This window comes from Terrihalobacillus insolitus (assembly GCF_028416575.1).
GTDB classification, from domain to species: domain Bacteria; phylum Bacillota; class Bacilli; order Bacillales; family Amphibacillaceae; genus Terrihalobacillus; species Terrihalobacillus insolitus.
The window spans coordinates 94,660-114,077 of sequence record NZ_JAMQKB010000001.1; the positions used below are offsets into that span (position 1 = coordinate 94,660).

The 19,418-nt window shown below is 37.8% G+C and carries 20 protein-coding genes and 1 other RNA gene; 8 read left to right on the plus strand and 13 right to left on the minus strand.

Annotated features, from left to right (window positions below; translation table 11 throughout):
* The first annotated feature begins 61 nt into the window (after positions 1 to 61).
* Positions 62 to 523, plus strand: coding sequence for a YndM family protein (locus NC797_RS00510; protein WP_272434627.1), 462 nt, complete (start codon positions 62 to 64; stop codon positions 521 to 523).
* A 78-nt stretch (positions 524 to 601) separates the two neighbouring features.
* Here NC797_RS00510 and NC797_RS00515 read toward each other — a convergent pair whose 3' ends face one another.
* Together NC797_RS00515 and NC797_RS00520 are read right to left on the minus strand one after the other, a co-directional pair.
* On the minus strand, positions 602 to 1,762 hold the full coding sequence (locus tag NC797_RS00515; protein WP_272434628.1) for an acyl-CoA dehydrogenase family protein: 1,161 nt from the start codon (positions 1,760 to 1,762) through the stop codon (positions 602 to 604).
* A gap of 258 nt (positions 1,763 to 2,020) precedes the next feature.
* Positions 2,021 to 2,989, minus strand: a complete 969-nt coding sequence (locus tag NC797_RS00520) for a cytochrome c oxidase assembly protein (RefSeq protein ID WP_417168665.1) — start codon at positions 2,987 to 2,989, stop codon at positions 2,021 to 2,023.
* Between the two features lie 154 nt (positions 2,990 to 3,143).
* On the opposite strand from NC797_RS00520, the gene pabB reads away from it, so the two are divergent.
* Positions 3,144 to 4,886 (plus strand): aminodeoxychorismate synthase component I, encoded by a 1,743-nt coding sequence (gene pabB, locus NC797_RS00525; protein WP_272434631.1) that lies wholly within the window; start codon positions 3,144 to 3,146, stop codon positions 4,884 to 4,886.
* A 53-nt stretch (positions 4,887 to 4,939) separates the two neighbouring features.
* Here pabB and NC797_RS00530 read toward each other — a convergent pair whose 3' ends face one another.
* Positions 4,940 to 5,194 (minus strand): small, acid-soluble spore protein, alpha/beta type, encoded by a 255-nt coding sequence (locus tag NC797_RS00530; protein WP_272434633.1) that lies wholly within the window; start codon positions 5,192 to 5,194, stop codon positions 4,940 to 4,942.
* A gap of 1,140 nt (positions 5,195 to 6,334) precedes the next feature.
* On the opposite strand from NC797_RS00530, the gene NC797_RS00535 reads away from it, so the two are divergent.
* Positions 6,335 to 7,480, plus strand: a complete 1,146-nt coding sequence (locus NC797_RS00535; protein WP_272434634.1) for a conserved virulence factor C family protein — start codon at positions 6,335 to 6,337, stop codon at positions 7,478 to 7,480.
* Between the two features lies 1 nt (position 7,481).
* Positions 7,482 to 7,910 carry a BrxA/BrxB family bacilliredoxin gene (locus tag NC797_RS00540; RefSeq protein WP_272434635.1) on the plus strand — a complete coding sequence of 143 codons (429 nt, stop codon included), beginning with the start codon at positions 7,482 to 7,484 and terminating at the stop codon, positions 7,908 to 7,910.
* Positions 7,911 to 8,038: 128 nt separating this feature from the next.
* Here the strand turns inward: NC797_RS00540 and hepT are convergent, their stop codons facing one another.
* The 3 genes from hepT to NC797_RS00555 form a co-directional block, all read right to left on the minus strand.
* Positions 8,039 to 8,446, minus strand: a complete 408-nt coding sequence (gene hepT / locus NC797_RS00545; protein ID WP_417168666.1) for a type VII toxin-antitoxin system HepT family RNase toxin — start codon at positions 8,444 to 8,446, stop codon at positions 8,039 to 8,041.
* On the minus strand, positions 8,439 to 8,843 hold the full coding sequence (gene mntA, locus NC797_RS00550) for a type VII toxin-antitoxin system MntA family adenylyltransferase antitoxin (protein WP_272434636.1): 405 nt from the start codon (positions 8,841 to 8,843) through the stop codon (positions 8,439 to 8,441). The genes hepT and mntA overlap by 8 nt, the downstream gene beginning before the upstream one ends.
* Before the next feature lie 91 nt (positions 8,844 to 8,934).
* A complete protein-coding gene (locus NC797_RS00555; protein ID WP_272434637.1) occupies positions 8,935 to 9,519 on the minus strand; it encodes a DUF1836 domain-containing protein in 585 nt (194 codons plus the stop codon).
* 135 nt (positions 9,520 to 9,654) lie between these two features.
* Between NC797_RS00555 and trhA the strand changes: the two genes are divergently transcribed.
* Together trhA and NC797_RS00565 are read left to right on the plus strand one after the other, a co-directional pair.
* Positions 9,655 to 10,302, plus strand: a complete 648-nt coding sequence (gene trhA / locus NC797_RS00560) for a PAQR family membrane homeostasis protein TrhA (RefSeq protein WP_272434638.1) — start codon at positions 9,655 to 9,657, stop codon at positions 10,300 to 10,302.
* 70 nt (positions 10,303 to 10,372) lie between these two features.
* Positions 10,373 to 11,785, plus strand: a complete 1,413-nt coding sequence (locus NC797_RS00565) for a glycoside hydrolase family 18 protein (RefSeq protein ID WP_272434639.1) — start codon at positions 10,373 to 10,375, stop codon at positions 11,783 to 11,785.
* Between the two features lie 62 nt (positions 11,786 to 11,847).
* Here NC797_RS00565 and NC797_RS00570 read toward each other — a convergent pair whose 3' ends face one another.
* Positions 11,848 to 13,095: a coiled-coil domain-containing protein gene (locus tag NC797_RS00570; RefSeq protein WP_272434640.1), complete on the minus strand. Its 1,248-nt coding sequence runs from the start codon at positions 13,093 to 13,095 to the stop codon at positions 11,848 to 11,850.
* A 379-nt stretch (positions 13,096 to 13,474) separates the two neighbouring features.
* On the opposite strand from NC797_RS00570, the gene guaC reads away from it, so the two are divergent.
* Positions 13,475 to 14,458, plus strand: a complete 984-nt coding sequence (guaC, locus tag NC797_RS00575; RefSeq protein WP_272434641.1) for a GMP reductase — start codon at positions 13,475 to 13,477, stop codon at positions 14,456 to 14,458.
* Between the two features lie 155 nt (positions 14,459 to 14,613).
* Here the strand turns inward: guaC and NC797_RS00580 are convergent, their stop codons facing one another.
* From NC797_RS00580 to NC797_RS00595, 4 genes are all read right to left on the minus strand, one after another.
* Positions 14,614 to 15,006, minus strand: coding sequence for an HI0074 family nucleotidyltransferase substrate-binding subunit (locus tag NC797_RS00580; RefSeq protein WP_272434642.1), 393 nt, complete (start codon positions 15,004 to 15,006; stop codon positions 14,614 to 14,616).
* A complete protein-coding gene (locus NC797_RS00585; RefSeq protein ID WP_272434643.1) occupies positions 14,982 to 15,305 on the minus strand; it encodes a nucleotidyltransferase family protein in 324 nt (107 codons plus the stop codon). Before NC797_RS00585 ends, NC797_RS00580 begins: the two co-directional genes overlap by 25 nt.
* 233 nt (positions 15,306 to 15,538) lie before the next feature.
* Positions 15,539 to 16,105 (minus strand): NADPH-dependent FMN reductase, encoded by a 567-nt coding sequence (locus NC797_RS00590; protein ID WP_272434644.1) that lies wholly within the window; start codon positions 16,103 to 16,105, stop codon positions 15,539 to 15,541.
* A 10-nt stretch (positions 16,106 to 16,115) separates the two neighbouring features.
* Positions 16,116 to 17,174: an LLM class flavin-dependent oxidoreductase gene (locus tag NC797_RS00595; protein ID WP_272434645.1), complete on the minus strand. Its 1,059-nt coding sequence runs from the start codon at positions 17,172 to 17,174 to the stop codon at positions 16,116 to 16,118.
* 265 nt (positions 17,175 to 17,439) lie between these two features.
* On the opposite strand from NC797_RS00595, the gene NC797_RS00600 reads away from it, so the two are divergent.
* Positions 17,440 to 17,787, plus strand: a complete 348-nt coding sequence (locus NC797_RS00600; protein ID WP_272434646.1) for a winged helix-turn-helix transcriptional regulator — start codon at positions 17,440 to 17,442, stop codon at positions 17,785 to 17,787.
* A 276-nt stretch (positions 17,788 to 18,063) separates the two neighbouring features.
* Here the strand turns inward: NC797_RS00600 and NC797_RS00605 are convergent, their stop codons facing one another.
* Both NC797_RS00605 and ssrA read right to left on the minus strand, forming a co-directional pair.
* Complete coding sequence (locus NC797_RS00605; RefSeq protein ID WP_272434647.1) at positions 18,064 to 18,822, minus strand: GNAT family N-acetyltransferase; 759 nt, start codon at positions 18,820 to 18,822, stop codon at positions 18,064 to 18,066.
* A gap of 207 nt (positions 18,823 to 19,029) precedes the next feature.
* Positions 19,030 to 19,392, minus strand: a transfer-messenger RNA (tmRNA) gene (gene ssrA, locus NC797_RS00610).
* Positions 19,393 to 19,418 lie beyond the last annotated feature (26 nt).

Genomic DNA, 19,418 nt, shown 5'->3' on the forward strand with positions numbered 1-19,418 from the left:
AGTATTTTGTTTGATCCAGGAGAAACTAAAAATAGTTCATTCTAGAAAGGATGTCCTACACATGAATCATGCAAAAGCAATCGGAATTAAATTAATCGTAATCGGGGTAGTTTTATTTTCGATTTTAGGAATATTCTACAATGCAACATTGGGCAATATTTTCATCATCACATTGCTCGTTACTGGAATTGCTTATGCAATTGGGGATTTATATATACTGCCTCGATACGGTAATGTGTTTGCCACCATAGCAGATTTTGGGTTAGCATTCGTTTCCATTTGGTTACTAAGCTCTATGTTCATTGAAGCCAATGGGCAGATCATAGCAGCATCATTGTTTGCTTCCGTTTTCATTGCGATTGGGGAAGCTGTTTTTCATATTTACATGAAAAATCAAGTGCTCCATAATGATGATAAACGCAATAACACTCATGTGATCAATCGTAATTTCCAAACGGAAGCTGCAGAGGAGACTGCTGAAACAGACTATATCCGATTGCGTGGAGGTAAAGATAAATTATAGTGAGATGAGAACGAACTAAAGGGGTATTTCTCAATAAGGAAATACCCCTTTTTTCATCCATTTTATTCGGTGTCTGCCTTAACTTCTTAACGCTTGATTTGCCAACATTTCAATTACCATATCATCCATTGGCGGATTGTGCAGACCGGCTCTTACATCCCTGTAATATTGTTCAAATTGATATTGCTTAGAAAGGCCACGGCCACCAACGATACGCATTGCTAAATCAACGACAAGGTTCGCGGCATTAGTGGCAGTTGTTTTTACAGCCGCTAGTTCTGCTCCCATTTCTGCTCTACTATCAGGGTCGGTGTCCCACTTATGGGCAACAGCGTACATAAAGTGTCTTGCTTTTACTAATTCTAAATCTATTTCCCCAATCTTTTGTTTGATATGTGGAACTTCTGCTATTGGTGTGTTTAAACTATTTGGCTGGTAGTTTTTCGCAAAATGAATCGCGTCATTACGAGCGGCAATTGCAATGCCTAAATAACAAGCTGGTATGTGTAGCAGCCATCCTTTTGGTGAAGGCTTTTTATTTGTCTTTGTTTCAACCAACATTTCCAGCGGAAGTCTCACGTTCGTTAGGATTAAATCGTCACTTCCCGTTCCCCTCATTCCTAACGTATCCCATGTATGGTCAATTTGGATACCTGGCATATCCTTATAAATAAGAAACCAGCCAACGGTATCTTGTTCTTCGACATAGGCGGATACAAGAAAATAATCAAGAACACTAGCCATAGTAGTAAATGATTTGTGACCATTGACCACATAGTGATCTCCATCCCGTACCGCACGTGTTTCTGGGATACCACCACGAGCAGGACTTCCTGTAGCCGGCTCTGTTGCGGCACGATTTACTATTGATTTGTTCTTTCCAATTTCTGTAGCAAATTTACGGAAGGTATCCTCTTCCCACAAGTGATCCTCATGCAGCTCTTTTACTACTCCTAAATGCCAACCGATCGATAATGCTGTTGATCCATCTCCCTGTGCAAGTTTTTCTTGAACGAGCAGAAACTCATATAATGAAATGTTTTCCCCACCATAAGATTCAGGTAAAGTAAGTGTGACATAGTTCTCTTCCTGTAAATCACGGAGATTTTCAAGTGAAAAAAGTCCAGTTTTGTCTGTTTGTTTCACTCGTTGTTTTACGCGAGAAGCAAGTTTTCCTGCTTTTTCTACTAACGACTTTTGCCGATCATTTTTTATAAACATCAAATCAAAATCCGACATCATTATCACCTCTATTGAATAATCTACATTTCCATCACACTATGTATTGTTAAGTAAACAAGTATAGACTTCAATGGATAACCTAACTAAATAATACATAATACAGGGAATAAATGCCAACTTCCAATACGAACTCTAATTGCTTTTGGTATTATGATTTTAAAAAGTCTCTTCCAGCTTAATTTATACAAAAGATAGTCCATACACACAAAAGGTAGTTAGCTCTTTTGGCTAACTACCTTACAATCGTTCTTATACTTATTCGATCACGCTTGCTGGTCGTGGATCAATTTTTGAATCTTTCGCCCTTTCTCCTTTTGCCCATTTATAGAATATGTAGCCAATAACACTTCCATATGCAAATTCTTGAACGATCTTCATAATAATGCCGCCTAACTGCTGATCATCCAGTGGTGACTGCCACGAGAACAAGATCGGTGCTTGAAACATGGATGAGTATAAGACATCTTGTGAAAAAATAATTAATGCGCACGCTGGTGTAATTAACATTCCATTCAGAAACATGTACCCGATTTTTTTTAAAGGCGATAAATTACTTATCACACCCTCTGGTGCCAAAACTTGTATCCACATCAAAAATGCAGAAGAAGTGATAACAACATGAGTCAACTGCAATAAGGCTAGATTATGCGAAATGTTTTCATAAAATGTAGGGATATGATAAAAAGACCAAAGTGAATTAAACAACAATAGGCCGATCAATGGTGATTTCAACAAACGCAAAACTGGTTTTGACAGTTTTTTGTCAACAAAATGGTAAAACACCTCTGGTAAGCCCACAAGTATAAGAGGAGGCATAACAACATACATAAGTGACTGTTGAAGCATATGGGCGCTAAATATAGAATTATTTGCCAAAATGGAAATAGGACCCGCTAATGCAATATAAGTGGTGAATAGTCCAAAGAAAAACGATACTTTTTTTAAGAAAGAAATTTTTAAATTGGTACGCCTTTTTATAACAAAAAGATAAGCAATATAAATCACCAGTAAAGATAAAAGCACAACTGGGTTAATTATTTCGATCCAACTATATTGCTGGAACAAATTGTCCCCATCCTCCAGAATTTTCTCGGGTTTATGTGCAAAAGTTTGAGTTGGTGACAGAAAAAAAATAAAAAAAAGTGCCATTCCGATAACTTTTAGTTGATGTATATTTTTCATACACGCATCCCTCAAATATAGTAGTATAATATCCTCTATCATGATACCAAAGATCTTGTATCTATGTATATCATATTATCTGGAAAGTATGGAGAATTTGTGACGTTTCTCTATTATCTTTCAGCTAATTAGAAATAGTATACAATACTCGTTATAATGATAATAATCAAATCGCACATACGTTGGGGGGATAAATTTGAGACCTTATCTTAAGTTTGATTATAATGACGAAGAATCAGAGAAAAAGCCTGTGATTTTTTCCGATCCGATTAACGTTTTGGAGACAAAGGACATATCAGTTGTCCCCTTCATTTTTGACCAAGTGGAAAAAGCACTAAATGAGGGGTATTACATCGCAGGCTATGTATCCTACGAGGCTGCGCCAGTATTTGATCCAGCTTATCGTGTTCACTCAAATCCAGTGATGCCACTAGTTTGGTTCGGAATTTTTGAAGCACCATCCGAAACAAACGGTCAAAACAGGCCAGTTGGCACCTATCATATATCGGATTGGAGCCTAGATACAAGCTATCAAGACTACCAAAAAGGAATCGCTCAAATTAAAAAAGCTATTGAAACAGGGGAATCGTATCAAGCAAACTACACTGTTCGATTAAATGCTTCCTTTACTGGCGATGGGAAAGCATTTTATGAGCAATTAAAAATGAATCAGCAAGCAGACTATTGTGCCTTCTTGGATCTTGGCAAGTATCAGATCCTTTCCGCTTCACCAGAACTATTTTTTCGTGTGAACGAACAGAAAATAATGACCAAGCCAATGAAGGGAACAGCACGACGTGGACGTTCCGCACAAGAAGACCGTTCTTATAAAGAAGGACTTAAAAACTCTGAAAAAGAACAGGCAGAAAATGTGATGATTGTTGATCTACTACGAAACGACCTTGGCAGAATTGCGAAGACAGGAACGATACATGTCCCAAGGTTGTTTGAAGTCGAGACCTACCCAACTGTACATCAAATGACCTCCACTATTGAGGCAGAATTAAAAGATTGCACAACTGTCTTTGAATGGTTTCATTCCTTATTTCCTTGTGGTTCTATAACTGGTGCGCCTAAGATTCGTACGATGGAAAAAATAGCCGAACTCGAACAATCCCCAAGAGGGGTTTACTGTGGAGCAATTGGATATATCCCCCCTAACCGGAAAGCTACTTTTAGTGTGCCCATTCGAACGGTTATCGTTGATACCGAAAAAGAAATGGCTACATACGGAACAGGTGGTGGGGTCACTTGGGATTCAACGGCAAAAGGCGAGTATGAAGAACTCTTAACAAAGGCGAAGCTGCTAACCGAAAAAAGGTCAGATTTTGCATTACTCGAAACATTAAAATTTGAAAATAAACAGTATGCATTAGAATCGTACCATCTGAACCGCCTCAAAGAATCGGCTGACTATTTCACCATTCCGATTGACCTACAAGAAACAAAAAAAAGACTCACACACTTTGCTAAGAAAAATCCAATTGGAGCCTACAAAGTTCGATTACTATTAGATCGATCAGGTAATACCACTGTGGAAAAAGTACCGATTTCGCCGATTGTCGAACCAGTAACTTGTTATTTAGCGAGCGAGGCAATTGATGAGCAGGATCCTTTTTTGTATCATAAAACAACCCATCGTTTGATCTATGAAAAGCACCAGAACACCGCACCAACAAACGCCTTTTCAGTTCTACTTTGGAATCAACAAAACCAACTTACCGAATTCACAACAGGAAACCTTGTGGTGCAAATAGATGGTAGGCTGTATACGCCTCCCGTTTCGTGTGGTTTATTGGCAGGTACGTATCGACAAGCATTACTTGACGAAGGGACTATAGAAGAAAGAATCGTTAATAAAGATAAACTGGAATCGTGCGAGGCGATCTGGTTTATTAATGGTGTGAGAGGCTGGCTGCGAGTACATATGATTTATTAAGCAGCAACTTGCTGAAAAGGGCGAATTAGTATCTAATTCGCCCTTTTCAGCACTTATTTTTCTTGATTTATCTGTTGCTGTCCCATTTTGACTAGCTCACGAACCATGTTACCACCAATATTACCGCCTATTTTCCCTGCATCCTTCGCTTTCATTTCACCGTTATATCCTTTATCAAGGGGGATGCCTTGTTCTTTTGCCACTTCAAATTTAGCATTATTCGGATTTTTTTCATTGGTCACTTTTGCTTTTAATTGATCCAGCCCTTCTCTTGCTTCAGGGACAAGGATTTTGTTTTTGTTCACCATTTATCAAACAACCTCCTTACATTATTACTTTTCCCTCAACCTAATGTTTTGTATGCAAGCTTAAAATATGTTAAAAAGACTCCAAGTCCGCGAAACTCATTAAAACCATGGATTTTGGCCAAATAAGGGCCTCTCAGTCCGCTAAAATTTCTATGCGGACTGAGAGGAAGCTATTTTCGGAAAAAGACTGGTTTTCAACGGTTTAGCGGACTCACAGGACCCTATTTGCTTTAAAAGGGCTATTTACGGATGGATTTTGGGCAATTAACGTCCTCTCAGTCCGCTAAACTCATCAAAACCATGGATTTTGGCCGAATAAGGGCCTCTCAGTCCGCTAAAATTTCTATGCGGACTGAGAGGACGCTATTTTCGGAAAAAGGCTGGTTTTCAACGGTTTAGCGGACTCACAGGACCCTATTTGCTTTAAAAGGGCTATTTACGGATGGATTTTTGGCAATTAACGTCCTCTCAGTCCGCTAAACTCATCAAAACCATGGATTTTGGCCGAATAAGGGCCTCTCAGTCCGCTAAGATTTCTATGCGGACTGAGAGGCCGCTATTTTCGGAAAAAGGCTGGTTTTCAACGGTTTAGCGGACTCACAGGACCTTATTTGCTCTAAAAGGGTTATTTTTGGATGGCTTTTTGGCAATTAACGGCCTCTCAGTCCGCGAAACTCATTAAAACCATGGATTTTGGCCAAATAAGGGCCTCTCAGTCCGCTAAAAATTCTATGCGGACTGAGAGGACGCTATTTTCGGAAAAAGACTGGTTTTCCACAGTTTAGCGGACTCACAGGACGCTATTTGCTCTAAAAGGGTTATTTTTGGATGGCTTTTTGGCAATTAACGGCCTCTCAGTCCGCGAAACTCATTAAAACCATGGATTTTGGCCAAATAAGGGCCTCTCAGTCCGCTAAGATTTCTATGCGGACTGAGAGGACGCTATTTTCGGAAAAAGACTGGTTTTCCACAGTTTAGCGGACTCACAGGACGCTATTTGCTCTAAAAGGGTTATTTTTGGATGGATTTTTGGCAATTAACGGAAGTAATTCCTATACTGTAAAAAATAATGCTCTCTCTTGGAAAATTAATTGTGAATTTGATAAAGTACACATAAGAACGAAACAAGGAGGACACTAAATGAAACTCTTGTCCATTGAACCAACGCCAAGCCCTAATTCGATGAAATTGAACTTAAATAAATCATTACCCGATGGCCAGAATCATAACTATAAACAAGGTGACCAGCTCGATACCGCCCCAGATTTTATACAAAGATTATTTGAAATTGATGGAGTAAAAGGCATCTACCATGTGGCAGACTTTATCGCATTGGAAAGAAACGCCAGAATTGCTTGGGAAACAATATTACCTCAAGCAAGACGTGTTTTTGGGGAAGATGAAATTTTGACAGATCCATCTACTTCAGCCACGCCAACCGACCACTTTGGAGAAGTAAAAGTTTTTATCCAAATGTTCCGAGATATTCCGATGCAAGTAAAATTAGAAGACGGTGCGGCAGAACAACGATTTGGTTTACCCGAAATGTTTATGGATGCTGCCTTAAAAGCATCTGAAGCATCTCCGAATTTCGTGATGGAGCGAAAATGGGTGGAGCAAAAACCGCGTTATGGTTCCGTTGAAGATATTGGGAAAGATGTAGTGGAAGAGATTGGTGCGAGCTATGATGAGAAGCGTCTAGATCAACTGGTAAACCTTGCACTAGAAGACAAATCTGAGAAAGAGAAACCTTCTCCAAGGGGTGGACAACTTACTTTAGAACTTGACAACCCCGACTGGAAAAAACGATATGCTGGATTAGACCAGATGGGAGAACCTACCTTTGAAGACCTTCCCATATTACAAAAGGCACTTGATGATGAAAAGGCATCCATTAGACGTCTAGCCACAGCATATCTTGGCATGATAGAGGAGCCAGAAGTACTTCCTCTTCTATATAAAGCACTAAAGGACAAAGCAGTAAACGTGCGAAGAACCGCTGGAGATTGCCTTTCAGATTTAGGATTTAAACAAGCAATACCAGAAATGACTTATTCCCTTTCCGATCCAAATAAACTAGTCCGATGGCGGGCTGCGATGTTTTTATATGAGATTGGTGATGAAACTGCTCTACCAGCGTTACACAAAGCTGCAGACGATCCTGAATTTGAAGTTCAAATGCAAGTAAAAATGGCGATTGAAAGAATTGAAGGTGGCGAAGCAGCAAAAGGATCCGTTTGGCACCAAATGACACAAGCTACACAGCAAAAAAAGGAGGAAAATTAATATGAATCCATATGAACAATACATGAAGGAAGTAGCTCAGCCTATGCGAGAAGAGCTTACGAATGTTGGTTTTAAAGAGCTTGTGACACCTAAACAAGTAGATGATTTTGTTACAACCGCTCCTGGTACATCCTTAGTCGTAGTCAATTCCGTTTGTGGTTGTGCTGCAGGACTTGCTCGCCCAGCTGTCCGAAAATCACTAGAGCATGATAAAAAACCAGTTAATCTTGTTACTGTCTTTGCTGGTCAGGATAAGGAAGCAACCCAAAGAATGAGGGATTATTTTAAAGGAAAGGAGCCCTCTTCTCCTTCGATCGCATTAACGAAAAATGGGGAGGTTCTCCATTTTGTACCTCGTGAAGAGATTGAAGATCATGACATAGAAGACATAGTGGAAAATTTAACAAGAGCATATGACCAATACTGTTAATTCTATATTTAAAGGTAAACTCTTTTCATCAAAGAGTTTACCTTTTTTGAAAGTAAAGAAAGTATAAAATTTGGGTGCTATTACGCATACAGCGGAGTTGTCCAGCGCTTTTCTTCATTCGCATTTTTTCAAATTTGCTTGACTTCCTGTACATATTTTTTAAAGTCGTCAAGATGATCATTCAAAATAGTCTCTAATACATCTAGATTTAATTGTTGATAGTCGTGAATAGCTATATTCCGAAAGCCCACCATTGATTTCATATTTTTCACAATAGAGTTTGAAAGAAGGTTATTGTTTACAAGCATTTCAAACGACTCACGGCTAGTCTGTGGTACACCTAACTGCTTTGCACGGCACACATGCATAGCCAAATCTATTGCAGCTTCACAGCATCGTTGCAAATTTAAAATAATAGAATCCTGTTTTGTAAAATTAGTAAGGTTTTCCCTTTTTCCCTGATACTCTTCTTCCATTCTTCGCAAACATCGTTCAATAATTAGCGTTTTATTCATTACCAAATCCTGATCAATCATTACTTGATCCCTCACTTTTAAAATCCTCAAGAAATGAAGCCCGTTCTTCATTTAAACGTGCATACTTCTTCATCATTACCACTTCCATGTATGCACGCTCTGTCGAATTCGACTGATAAAGTATGAGTCCATTTTTTAGAACTTGAATGGAAAGCACATCATTTGCTTTACGTAAATCAATAAGGTCGACATCCTTGTTTAATATATTGGCTAAATCCTGTGCCAAAAAAAACCGTTCGGAATCAGATAAGGATCGATTACTAGCGTAGGCTAGATCAATATCACTATTCGGATTTTCCAAACCAGTTGCATAGGAACCAAACAAATAGAGGATAGAGGCATGTAGATGTTCTTTAGAAAATTCAATAATCATATTTCTTTCTTTTTTTGTCAGCATTCGATCACTCCAGTCCTTCCATAAGTTTATAGGAAATAACTAAAGACAAAGACATTCATTTTTTGCCAATTATAACATGAATTCAAATGGTTCATTCATTTCCAGTGTCATTCGTAATTTCATCAATCATTTTTTCAGCGGTTTTTCGGTACAAGTTACTTATATGAACCAAAGAGGCGATCGATAAAAACGTTTCTATATAGTCTGAATCTTTGTCGTTGAGCTCTTTCACCTGATCACGGATCTCCATTGAGGAAATTTCAACATTCTTTTTAAACCTGTTACTGTTTTGTTCCGCTAAATAGAGATAACTTTCATATAGTTTATCTAAGTCAAATTTTTCTTCTTCTAATATTTTATCGTTTACTCCATCCAGCACCTTTTTAATATCATTGATCGATAAAGCACCCTTCAGCTGATAAATGAGACTGATCAATAATAAATGCTCCTTTGAATATTTTTTATTTTTAATGGGAAAAAACAGCTTTCCTTTGGCATAATTGTTAATCATTGTTTTTGTTAACACTTTTTCGTCTTGATGACGTTTCGTATGCGTAAACTTGTTTTCAAACAATTGAATGACCTGATCCATATACAAGTCTATATCTGGTATGTCTTCTATTTCTAAATTATTTTGTTCTACTAAATTAGACATCAACTCATCCATATTTTTCATAGCAAAAACTCCATTTGTTTTTTTCTTATTATACTTTACAAACACAGAATCGTAAAGATTGACTACATCATGTAATAGTTATATTATTATATATAGTATTAAAAACTACATATAATAATGGAGGTTTCCTTTTTAATGGGTACATATATCCGCGAACCAATCAACGGGTTCACCCACCTATTCGGTGCTGTACTTTCTATTTTCGGTTTATACGCTTTAATAACGAAAGCCATCGAGACTACAACATCTGTCCTTCCGATTGTTGCAGTCAGTATTTTCGGTATCAGTATGATCCTTCTCTATGCCGCTTCTGCAACGTATCATCTCGTTGTGGCTAGTGATAAAACAATTGCCTTTCTTAGAAAAATAGATCATTCAATGATTTACGTATTAATTGCTGGAACATACACCCCATTAACCCTCATTACATTGGGAGGTAAAACAGGCTGGATTCTTTTCATTGTGATCCAATCACTGGCATTGTTAGGAGTTGCTTACAAACTAATATGGTTTCACAGTCCGAGATGGTTATCAACTGGATTATACATTAGTATGGGTTGGATTGTTGTATTTTTCGTTGCCCCATTGGCGGATTCAATACGCACAACTGGAATTCTGTTACTCATTGGTGGAGGAATTATTTATACAATTGGCGGGATTATCTATTGGCTAAAACCTAGCTTTCTATCGTTTAAGCAAATGGGCTTTCATGAAATTTTTCATTTATTTATCCTTACAGGGAGTCTAGCCCATTTTCTATCTATTTATTTTTACGTTCTTTAAAATATGGGGCATGAACACATCACACTTACTTGAATATTGTATAGGAGAAAGTTTTCAAGGAGAGATTGTGATGCAAATTCATGTTGTAAATAGAGGCGAAACACTTTGGCAAATCGCACAAAATTATAATGTAAGTATGAACCAAATTATACGGGCAAATGGTTTAGATAATCCAAATATGTTGGTAGTTGGGCAGGCATTAGTTATTCCTAATCCCTACCAGGAATATGTGGTTCAACCTGGCGATGCGCTTTGGGCGATTGCCAGGCGTTATGGTACGACCATTCAAGCAATAGTAGAAGCAAACCAATTACAAGATGCTAACGCTATTACAGTTGGGCAGGTTTTAACGATTCCCGTTCAGCTTTATACAATCAAACCAGGCGATACGTTATGGAAAATCGCAAATCAATATGGTACAACAGTAGAAGCTATTGTAGAGGCAAATCAAATTCAGAATCCTGGCATGCTTTTAGTGGGGCAAGTTATCACCATTCCAGAAAGTCCAAAACCTGTTATGGATGTTAACGCCTATACGACGATTACAGGTGAAGAAGGGGCACAAATCGTTTCATCACTTGGACAGTATTTCACTTATCTTAGTCCCTTTAGTTATGGTTTTACAGAAGATGGATCCATTTCTACTTTAAATGACGAACCTTTAATCACGGCAGCACGTAGGAATAATGTCGCACCACTTCTTGTTTTAACAAATTTTGTTGGTGGGAAATTCGGTTCTGATAAGGCGGCAACATTGTTGCGTAATCCCGAACTTCAGGATACTGTCATTACGAACGTATTAAAAGTCATGCGTGAAAAAGGATATACAGGGCTAAACATTGATTTTGAATACGTTTATCCTGAGGATCGAGAAAATTATAATAACTTTCTTCGCAATGTAGTTGCTCGCTTACATCCAGAAGGCTACTCTGTTTCTACAGCTATTGCACCTAAAATAAAAGAAGATCAGGTTGGACTTTTGTATGAGGCCCATGATTATGCTGCACATGGTGAGATTGTTGATTTTGTCGTCATCATGACCTATGAATGGGGCTGGGCTGGAGGAAGACCATGGGCCATTGCACCGATCAATGAAGTAAGAAGGGTGCTTGACTATGCCGTTACAAAAATACCACGCAACAAAATCATGATGGGCGCACCATTGTATGGTCGTGATTGGAAGATCCCATGGGTATCTGGTACATTTGCTCGAACAGTAAGCCCAAAGCAAGCTGTCCAAATTGCCGCCAAATACGGGGTATCTATTCAGTATGACGAAAAATATCAATCTCCTTTTTTCCGCTATGTAAATGAAGCAGGACAGGAGCGCGAAGTATGGTTTGAAGATGCTAGGAGTATGGAAGTAAAATATAATACAGCAATAGAATACGGTCTACGTGGAATTAGTTATTGGGTGTTAGGATTACCATTCCCACAAAACTGGCCAGTTCTCACTGAAAACATTACAGTAAATAAGCTGTGATTTGGTTAAGAAAAAGCCTTCCAAGAAGGCTTTTTCTTACTTAATTCAATGGTCTGCACTTCTTATTCTATTATTCGAACTACCCGTCCATTAAAGCGTTGTTTCCAATATGTATTCGACATATCTACAATTGCTACACCAGTAGAGCTTTGAGAACCAATGAATTTACCGTCTCCCATATAAATTCCAGCATGTCCATCTATTTTGTACGTATCATAAAAAACAAGATCCCCTGGTCGCATGTCAGCTGGAGAAACTTGACGCCCCTCGTACTTCAGAATATCTGTACTTGCACCAACATTTACACCAGCTTGGGCAAATGCCCATTTAATAAAACCAGAGCAATCAAATCGTCCATTGGCAATGTCATACGCATTTCTTCCACCACCAAAAACATATACGGAATTTCCTATGTATTTATATCCAGAGTTAATCAATGTTTGAATTTTGTCATTCGTATCTGTTAGCTTTGAAGTATCCTCATTGCTAGACTTTTGTTGTTCTTGTTTCGGTTGTTCCAGACTCAATGGTTTAACTTGAGGCTTACTAGTCTCTACTTTTTCAGTAGTTTGCTCAAGATTAGAAGCCTGTTCAACAAGACTAGAATCTTCCTGTTGTAATGCAGCCTTTAAAGCAAGATTCCCTTGTTTCTTTTGTTTGAGTTGTTCCACTAACAGTTCGTTCTGTTTCTTTTGTTCAAGAATCTGACCTTGCATTCCCTCTAATTCTGTTTTCATACTAGTAAGATTATCTAGTTTCTTTTCAACCGCATTCTTTTTCTCCTCTAACTCTTCCTTACTTCTCTCTATTCCTTCTATTAAGCTAGCGTCTGCCTCCATAATTTTAGCTACAGCAAACAACCGATTTACAAAATCACCAAAACTAGTGGAGCCAAACACAACTTCTAAATAACCAATATCTCCGCCACTTTGCTGGATGGATTTAGCACGTTCCTTTAATATGTTATAACGCTCATTTATACTTCTCTCGAGAGCAGAAGTTTCTTTGTCCAATTTATTTACTTCAGATTTAGTAGCGTCTATTTTTTGTTTTGTCTCATCGATCGTCTTTTGATTGTCGATCACCGCTTGTTTTACACGCTCGATTTGTTTTGTTAATGCCTCCAATTCAGACTGCGCTTGTCCAATTTCTTCATTAGCCTGAGAAATTTTTTCTTTTATTTCTGTACGTTCTTCTTCAATTTGATCCTTTGTTTTCGTTTCAGCCTGAACCTTAGGAGAATCTGTAACAGTAGTTGCTAAAACAACGACAACAAGAATACCTAATATTGCGAGCTTATCCTTTACCACTTTTTCCCCTCACCCTCTTTTAAATCTATCAAAAATCTTATGTAAACGTTTTAATGTTTGCGTACGTCTATCAATCTAGTCCATCTATTAAACTAGGTACTTAGTAGTATAACATTGAAAAATAACAGAAATGTTATATGAATATTACATTTCTGTTTCAATCTACTTAAATTGGATTCATATACATCCTTTGAATATCAAAGCTATGTACCTATATGGATTCATGAATGCCATTTAGTTCAGTCATTGTTTTTTTAAAAAAGCGCGAATGATCAGAAACCCGCTAGTTTGACATGCCAAATAAAATATTGTAAATTTATCAATGGACGTACATTTTACATTTAATGCACTTTAATATTCGTATTTAGGGGTGGAAGTCATGGAAAACGCATTTGATTATGAAGATATTCAATTGATTCCCGCAAAATGTGTTGTGAATAGCCGATCTGAATGTGATACAACGATCAGCTTAGGCAAACACACATTCAAGTTACCAGTGGTGCCTGCAAATATGCAGACTATTATAGACGAAAAGATTGCAATTTCATTAGCGGAAAATGATTACTTTTATGTTATGCACCGTTTTGAACCGGAAAAACGAATCTCTTTTATTAAAGATATGAAATCACGAGGATTAATCGCTTCTATTAGTGTTGGCGTAAAAGAAGAAGAGTATAAATTTATTCAACAATTAGCAGATGCATCCATTTCACCAGAATACATTACGATTGATATTGCCCATGGTCATTCCAATGCAGTAATAAAGATGATTAAGCATATTAAGAAACTGTTACCTGATAGTTTCGTGATTGCAGGAAATGTCGGAACCCCAGAAGCAGTTAGAGAATTAGAACATGCCGGTGCGGACGCGACAAAAGTTGGCATTGGACCAGGTAAGGTATGTATCACGAAAATTAAAACTGGATTTGGAACTGGCGGCTGGCAACTCGCTGCATTACGTTGGTGTGCAAAGGCAGCTAGTAAACCGATTATTGCAGACGGAGGCATTCGGACACATGGAGATATAGCAAAATCTATTCGATTTGGTGCTACTATGGTCATGATTGGTTCCTTATTTGCTGGGCATGAAGAATCTCCTGGAGAGACAATTGAGAAGGATGGAAAGCTTTACAAAGAATACTTTGGATCCGCATCAGAGTTTCAAAAAGGTGAAAAGAAGAATGTGGAAGGTAAGAAAATGTATGTCGAGCACAAAGGTTCTTTACAGGATACTTTGGAAGAAATGGAGCAAGATCTTCAATCTTCTATTTCCTATGCGGGTGGAAACAAGTTAGAAGCAATCCGTAATGTAGATTATGTCGTCGTGAAGAATTCAATCTTTAATGGTGACAAGGTGTATTAAAGGCTTTGAACAGCTAGGTGAGCGAGGTACTTTAGTACTTGCTCATCTTTTCTAATCCTAGAACGGTCAAGGTAAATGGCTGTCCGATTTGTTTATGGACAGATCTTTTGTATTGCATCTCTCATATAGTTAGTGAATACGGTTATTTCCAGATATTAGATCCTAGTTCGCATTTTTTGAATCCAGTTAGACATGAGAGAAAAGTAAGAATTTATATTCGATTGTATTTTTATAGCAACTTCCTCGTTATATGTATGTACAGTAAGATTTCTGTCATTAACCATATATAAACCAAGAATAGTTTCTTCCTCATTAAACATATTTATTTCTCGACAACTTCGAATCACACCTTTTGGCGATCCAACATCTACTCCTTCAACATCGTATAAATATTGTTTCGCTGCTTTCCAACAAGCCTCAAAAGTGAATTTAAAACGTTGAATTAAAGCATCCCTTTCTACTTCATTTGGTTGATCTATTAGAACAAGTTCTTGTAATGAACCTAATGCTTTTTCTGCTGATCTTAATCGTTCTTGAATTCTTTCCATATTATTCCCTCCTCTTTTACATTCTGAATAAGAGCTGAACTTGCATTCTTTAAATTAACAATATCAACATGATACGGAATGGTTGATTCTTCAATCCTATCCATTATCTCTAACCACTTAAAAGAAGGGATTTGTTCCATTTCTTCAATAGCAATATCAATATCAGAACTTTGTTTTTCTTCTTTACGCGCCCACGAACCAAACAAAATCACCCTTACATTTTCTTCAAATAAAGTCTCATTTAATATGTTTCTTAATTGATTTAGTATATGCTCACGTGATCTGTTATGATTGGTCATCTTTTCCCCTCCTGCGAAAAAGGATCTACCCCTTTTTAATTATACAGCAAAAGAGTACTGCATCTAAAGAAAATTATCTTGTCCCGTTTTTTGATGCTCATCGGTATATAACCTATATACTAAAAAAAGACAGTACACTTATTGAACGCGTGCACTGACTTTTTTTAGCGTGGAACAATTCTGTCAAGCGATACTTTTAGGAAAACCTCTTTTAGGTCGTGGTACTGAAACATTTAAAAATTATATTCCGCTTCTTTCACCTCACGAATTTTCGTGAATGTTTCTGTTAATACTACTGTATCTTCAACCAAACGATCGATGCGGAATAATACATCATCGTTTGTAATTTCTTTTTGATAGAAATCCGTTTCCTCAATAAATACATATGTCTGAACGATTTGCGCTTTCATATAAGCTAAAATAGGTTTTAATTGTTGTTCTGCAATTAAGTAATGCTTTGACGAACCCGCTGTTACAAGCATGCTAACAACTTTATCACGAAATGCATTTACGGGAAGTAAATCAAAAATATTTTTCAATGTAGCGGGGATCGACGCCTGAAATATAGGTGTTCCAATAATAATTGCATCTGCTTCCATGATGGTTTTGACTACATATCCCGTGTCGCCTACATAATCCAAATAGTTACGACCATCACTAAACTGAACATCATATTCAGCTAGATCAATCAATGTCGCTTCCGTATTTGGGAATTTTTCCGTAAGAGATTTAACTGAATAATCCATTGCTATTCTCGTTTTCGAACCAACTTTTGAACCTGATAATCCGACAATCTTCATGTTACCCCTCCTAGTTGTTCGCCGTATATTTCTTAATTGCCGGCAAAATTTCTGTACCGATTAATTCAATATTTTTCATTAAACGTTCAAATGGTACACCACCGAAATCGATTTGGGCGATATAACGCTGATGACCAAATAGTTCATGCTGATAAAGAATTTTTTCAATGATTTCCTGGGGACTACCTATATTCATGACATTATGCGGATCTACACCCTGGGCAAAGTGCTGCTTCGGAAATCCTTGTCCGTTCGTTCGTTTCATCCCTTCATTTATATGAGGATACATATCTTTTAGAGCTTGCTGTGATGTTTCAGCCGCATAGAAAAAACCAGCCGTTGCAACCGGTAGCTCTGATGGATCAAAACCGCTATTTTGAGCAGCATCACGATAGGCATCAACCGTCCGTTTGAAAATAGTTGCAGGTCCACCTAAATGAGCCATAAACATCGGAACACCAGCATTACCAGCCTTAATCGCACTAGCAGGTGATCCACCTACTGCACGCCAAATCGGCATTGAACCATTTTGCGGACGCGGAAGAACCTCTGCATTCCTCAATGGCGCACGGAATTCACCACTCCAATTTACAACTTCTTCTTCATTAATTTTCAGTAACAAATCAAATTTTTCCTCAAACAACCCTTCGTAATCACGAACACTATAGCCTAATAAATCAAATAGCCCTATTCTTGAAGCACGACCAGCAACGATTTCCGCACGTCCTCCTGAAATCAAATCAAGCGTAGCAAAATTCTCAAAGACACGCACTGGATCTGATGTGCTAATAATCGTAGAGGAGCTTGCTATTTTAATTTTTTCTGTCGCCTGAGCAATTGCTGAAAGAACAACAGCATGTGCTTGCGTTGCAAAAAATTCCTGATGACTTTCCCCTACACTAAAAAAGTCAATACCAGCCTGATCGGCTAATTTAGCATATTCAATTATTTCACGAATGCGTTGTTCTGCAGAAATTCTCTCTCCTGTTAAAGGATTTGGCAAATGATCTCCTAGTGTATAAATGCCAAACTCCAATCCTTTACTTTGATCAATACGATATTTTTCCATTTATTTTTTCACCTTTCTTTCTATATTGCATATTGCCTATTTTCTCGTCACCTGCGTATCACTAGTTAACTTCTACAACAAAATGAGCGAGTAATTCATTCTACTTTTCCTAAAGGTTTGTATCCAAATTAAGCGAAGAGATTCGATCTTTACCTCGTCTTTCCATTTACCCTTTTCGATGTTATTATAGATTATAATAACATATAGTATAAGTACGCACTTAAAAGTGGTATAGTATCAAAAATGATACTTAGGAGGAGTTAAAATGGAAAAAGTACCCGAAGATTGTCGCGTAGAAGATGCTTTGAGTATTTTAGTTGGCAAATGGAAACCGATTATTTTGTTACATTTGTTGCAGGAAGGCACAAAACGTTTTAATGAACTTAAACGTAGCATGCCCGGAATCACGCAGAAAATGTTGACAAAGCAACTTAGAGAATTAGAGGATGAAGACATTATTAAGCGCGTTATTTACCCACAAGTCCCTCCCAAAGTAGAGTATTCCATTACAGAATATGGTAGGAGCTTAGAGCCAATTTTAGAGGCCATGCATGAATGGGGAATGAAGCATACATTGCATAAGATGGAAAAGAAGAATCAAAAGAGCTCATAGCAGACCACTGGTGAACACCACAATATTCACCAAGCTTGTCTTAGCTCTAAAACAAGCAGACTTATTCGTATGATACGAAAGGGAGCTTCTTTTTTTCTAGAGAAAAAGAAGCTCCCTTAAAGCGAACTCGTTTCAGCAAGCTTATACAATCGCCTCCCTACTTTCATTTTACCACTTTCAATTAACTTATTTCACCCAAAACAGAGGAAGGTGGTATTCTTCCCCACCTGTTTTTATTCCATAATCGCGCCCGAGTAATGAACAAGCAAATGAAAACTAATCTTGATATATTTTTTGTGCTTCGTATTTAAATCCTTGGTTCTTATAATTTTGTTTTTTGTACATTTCCCTTGGGGTATCTTCTCCGTCAGCCACTAATATTACAACCTTCTCCGGAAATGAATCCATTACAAATTTTTGCAGCCGGCTTGCTATTCCTTTGTTCCGAAACGACTCGTCAACAGTTAGATTATCGATTTCTACTGTTTCATTAGAGATAATGACATCTACATAGCCTGCTGGAGATCCTTTATAAAATGCTAAAACTTGCTGAATATCTTGATCTTCAAACTGACGCTTTATAAGATCAGCCTTCTGCTTTGCAAATTCACTTCCAAACTCTAAGTCATTCGTATATTGTAGATCAAGAAGTACTTTTAAATTTTTATCCGTCACTACTTGAATCTCTATATCTGGATTGTTTCTCACCGAAGGAAAGTCTTTCGGCTGAATAGCATACAATTCTAGAAAACCTATTTCATAACCCATATCAGTAAGGTAAGCAGTTAGTTCTCCTGTTGGCTTTATATTTGTAGGAAAATAGAATTTCACATGCTTTTGGCCTCTCTTCAGATGATAATCTCTTAGGTATTTTTCGACCTCTTTAAACTCAGTTAAAGACGGTAAAGTTTTAAATTCAATGAAATTACTGTCGTACCTGATTAACATCTCAGGATAATGAAAATGTCTATAATGAGCATTTTCAGCCGCTATGTTTCCAAGTGTATAAATTTCTTCAAATGTTATTTGTTTCATTTGTGTTCTCCTTTATTTAGGAGCTAGCCCCCTGTTTTACCCTAACAAAAGACATTAGATACACTCCTGATCTTGTTCCGATAAATGACCCGATTGATGTATATGGGTAACCGTTTTCAGTATAGAAATTTACTTCATTATAAAGAGCCTTTTCCTAAACGTGAATTGCTTCAAGTCACAGACACAAAAAAACCACCAATTATGTATTGGTGGAGACGGTGGGAATTGAACCCACGTCCAGAGATATCGCCACTCAGGCATCTACGAGCGTAGTTGGTATATTGTCATTCACTCACTGTTTGGCCTGCCAACAGGCTTCCCAGGAGCTAGCCTGATTCGTCTCTTCTGTCTGTCCCCAGGCGGAGAACGACAGCGTAGCCCGCTTCATTTGAGACCCTTCTATCTACCACACGGGCGATGGTAGGAAGGATCCTTTAGTGCTACTTACGCAGCTGCTAAAGAGTAATTGTTTTCTTTGCCAGTTATATTTAGGCGAGTAACGTTTAACGAGCCGTAACCTCGACCCGCAGCCTGAGCTCGATCTACCCCTGTCGAATCCGTAACGTCCCCAAATAAAAAGAGTAGCCATTTATGCG

Excerpts from the sequence above, each read along its gene's own strand:
- NC797_RS00590 (WP_272434644.1), bottom strand. The coding sequence starts at position 16,105 with ATGAAGATTGTCGGATTATCAGGTTCAAAAGTTGGTTCGAAAACGAGA.
- NC797_RS00520 (WP_417168665.1), bottom strand. The coding sequence starts at position 2,989 with ATGATAGAGGATATTATACTACTATATTTGAGGGATGCGTGTATGAAA.
- mntA (WP_272434636.1), bottom strand. The coding sequence starts at position 8,843 with ATGCTGACAAAAAAAGAAAGAAATATGATTATTGAATTTTCTAAAGAA.
- NC797_RS00600 (WP_272434646.1), top strand. The coding sequence starts at position 17,440 with ATGGAAAAAGTACCCGAAGATTGTCGCGTAGAAGATGCTTTGAGTATT.
- NC797_RS00530 (WP_272434633.1), bottom strand. The coding sequence starts at position 5,194 with ATGGTGAACAAAAACAAAATCCTTGTCCCTGAAGCAAGAGAAGGGCTG.
- NC797_RS00555 (WP_272434637.1), bottom strand. The coding sequence starts at position 9,519 with ATGAAAAATATGGATGAGTTGATGTCTAATTTAGTAGAACAAAATAAT.
- NC797_RS00535 (WP_272434634.1), top strand. The coding sequence starts at position 6,335 with ATGAAACTCTTGTCCATTGAACCAACGCCAAGCCCTAATTCGATGAAA.
- guaC (WP_272434641.1), top strand. The coding sequence starts at position 13,475 with ATGGAAAACGCATTTGATTATGAAGATATTCAATTGATTCCCGCAAAA.
- hepT (WP_417168666.1), bottom strand. The coding sequence starts at position 8,446 with ATGATTGATCAGGATTTGGTAATGAATAAAACGCTAATTATTGAACGA.
- NC797_RS00565 (WP_272434639.1), top strand. The coding sequence starts at position 10,373 with ATGCAAATTCATGTTGTAAATAGAGGCGAAACACTTTGGCAAATCGCA.
- trhA (WP_272434638.1), top strand. The coding sequence starts at position 9,655 with ATGGGTACATATATCCGCGAACCAATCAACGGGTTCACCCACCTATTC.
- NC797_RS00580 (WP_272434642.1), bottom strand. The coding sequence starts at position 15,006 with ATGGAAAGAATTCAAGAACGATTAAGATCAGCAGAAAAAGCATTAGGT.
- NC797_RS00595 (WP_272434645.1), bottom strand. The coding sequence starts at position 17,174 with ATGGAAAAATATCGTATTGATCAAAGTAAAGGATTGGAGTTTGGCATT.
- NC797_RS00540 (WP_272434635.1), top strand. The coding sequence starts at position 7,482 with ATGAATCCATATGAACAATACATGAAGGAAGTAGCTCAGCCTATGCGA.
- NC797_RS00510 (WP_272434627.1), top strand. The coding sequence starts at position 62 with ATGAATCATGCAAAAGCAATCGGAATTAAATTAATCGTAATCGGGGTA.
- NC797_RS00515 (WP_272434628.1), bottom strand. The coding sequence starts at position 1,762 with ATGTCGGATTTTGATTTGATGTTTATAAAAAATGATCGGCAAAAGTCG.
- NC797_RS00605 (WP_272434647.1), bottom strand. The coding sequence starts at position 18,822 with ATGAAACAAATAACATTTGAAGAAATTTATACACTTGGAAACATAGCG.
- NC797_RS00585 (WP_272434643.1), bottom strand. The coding sequence starts at position 15,305 with ATGACCAATCATAACAGATCACGTGAGCATATACTAAATCAATTAAGA.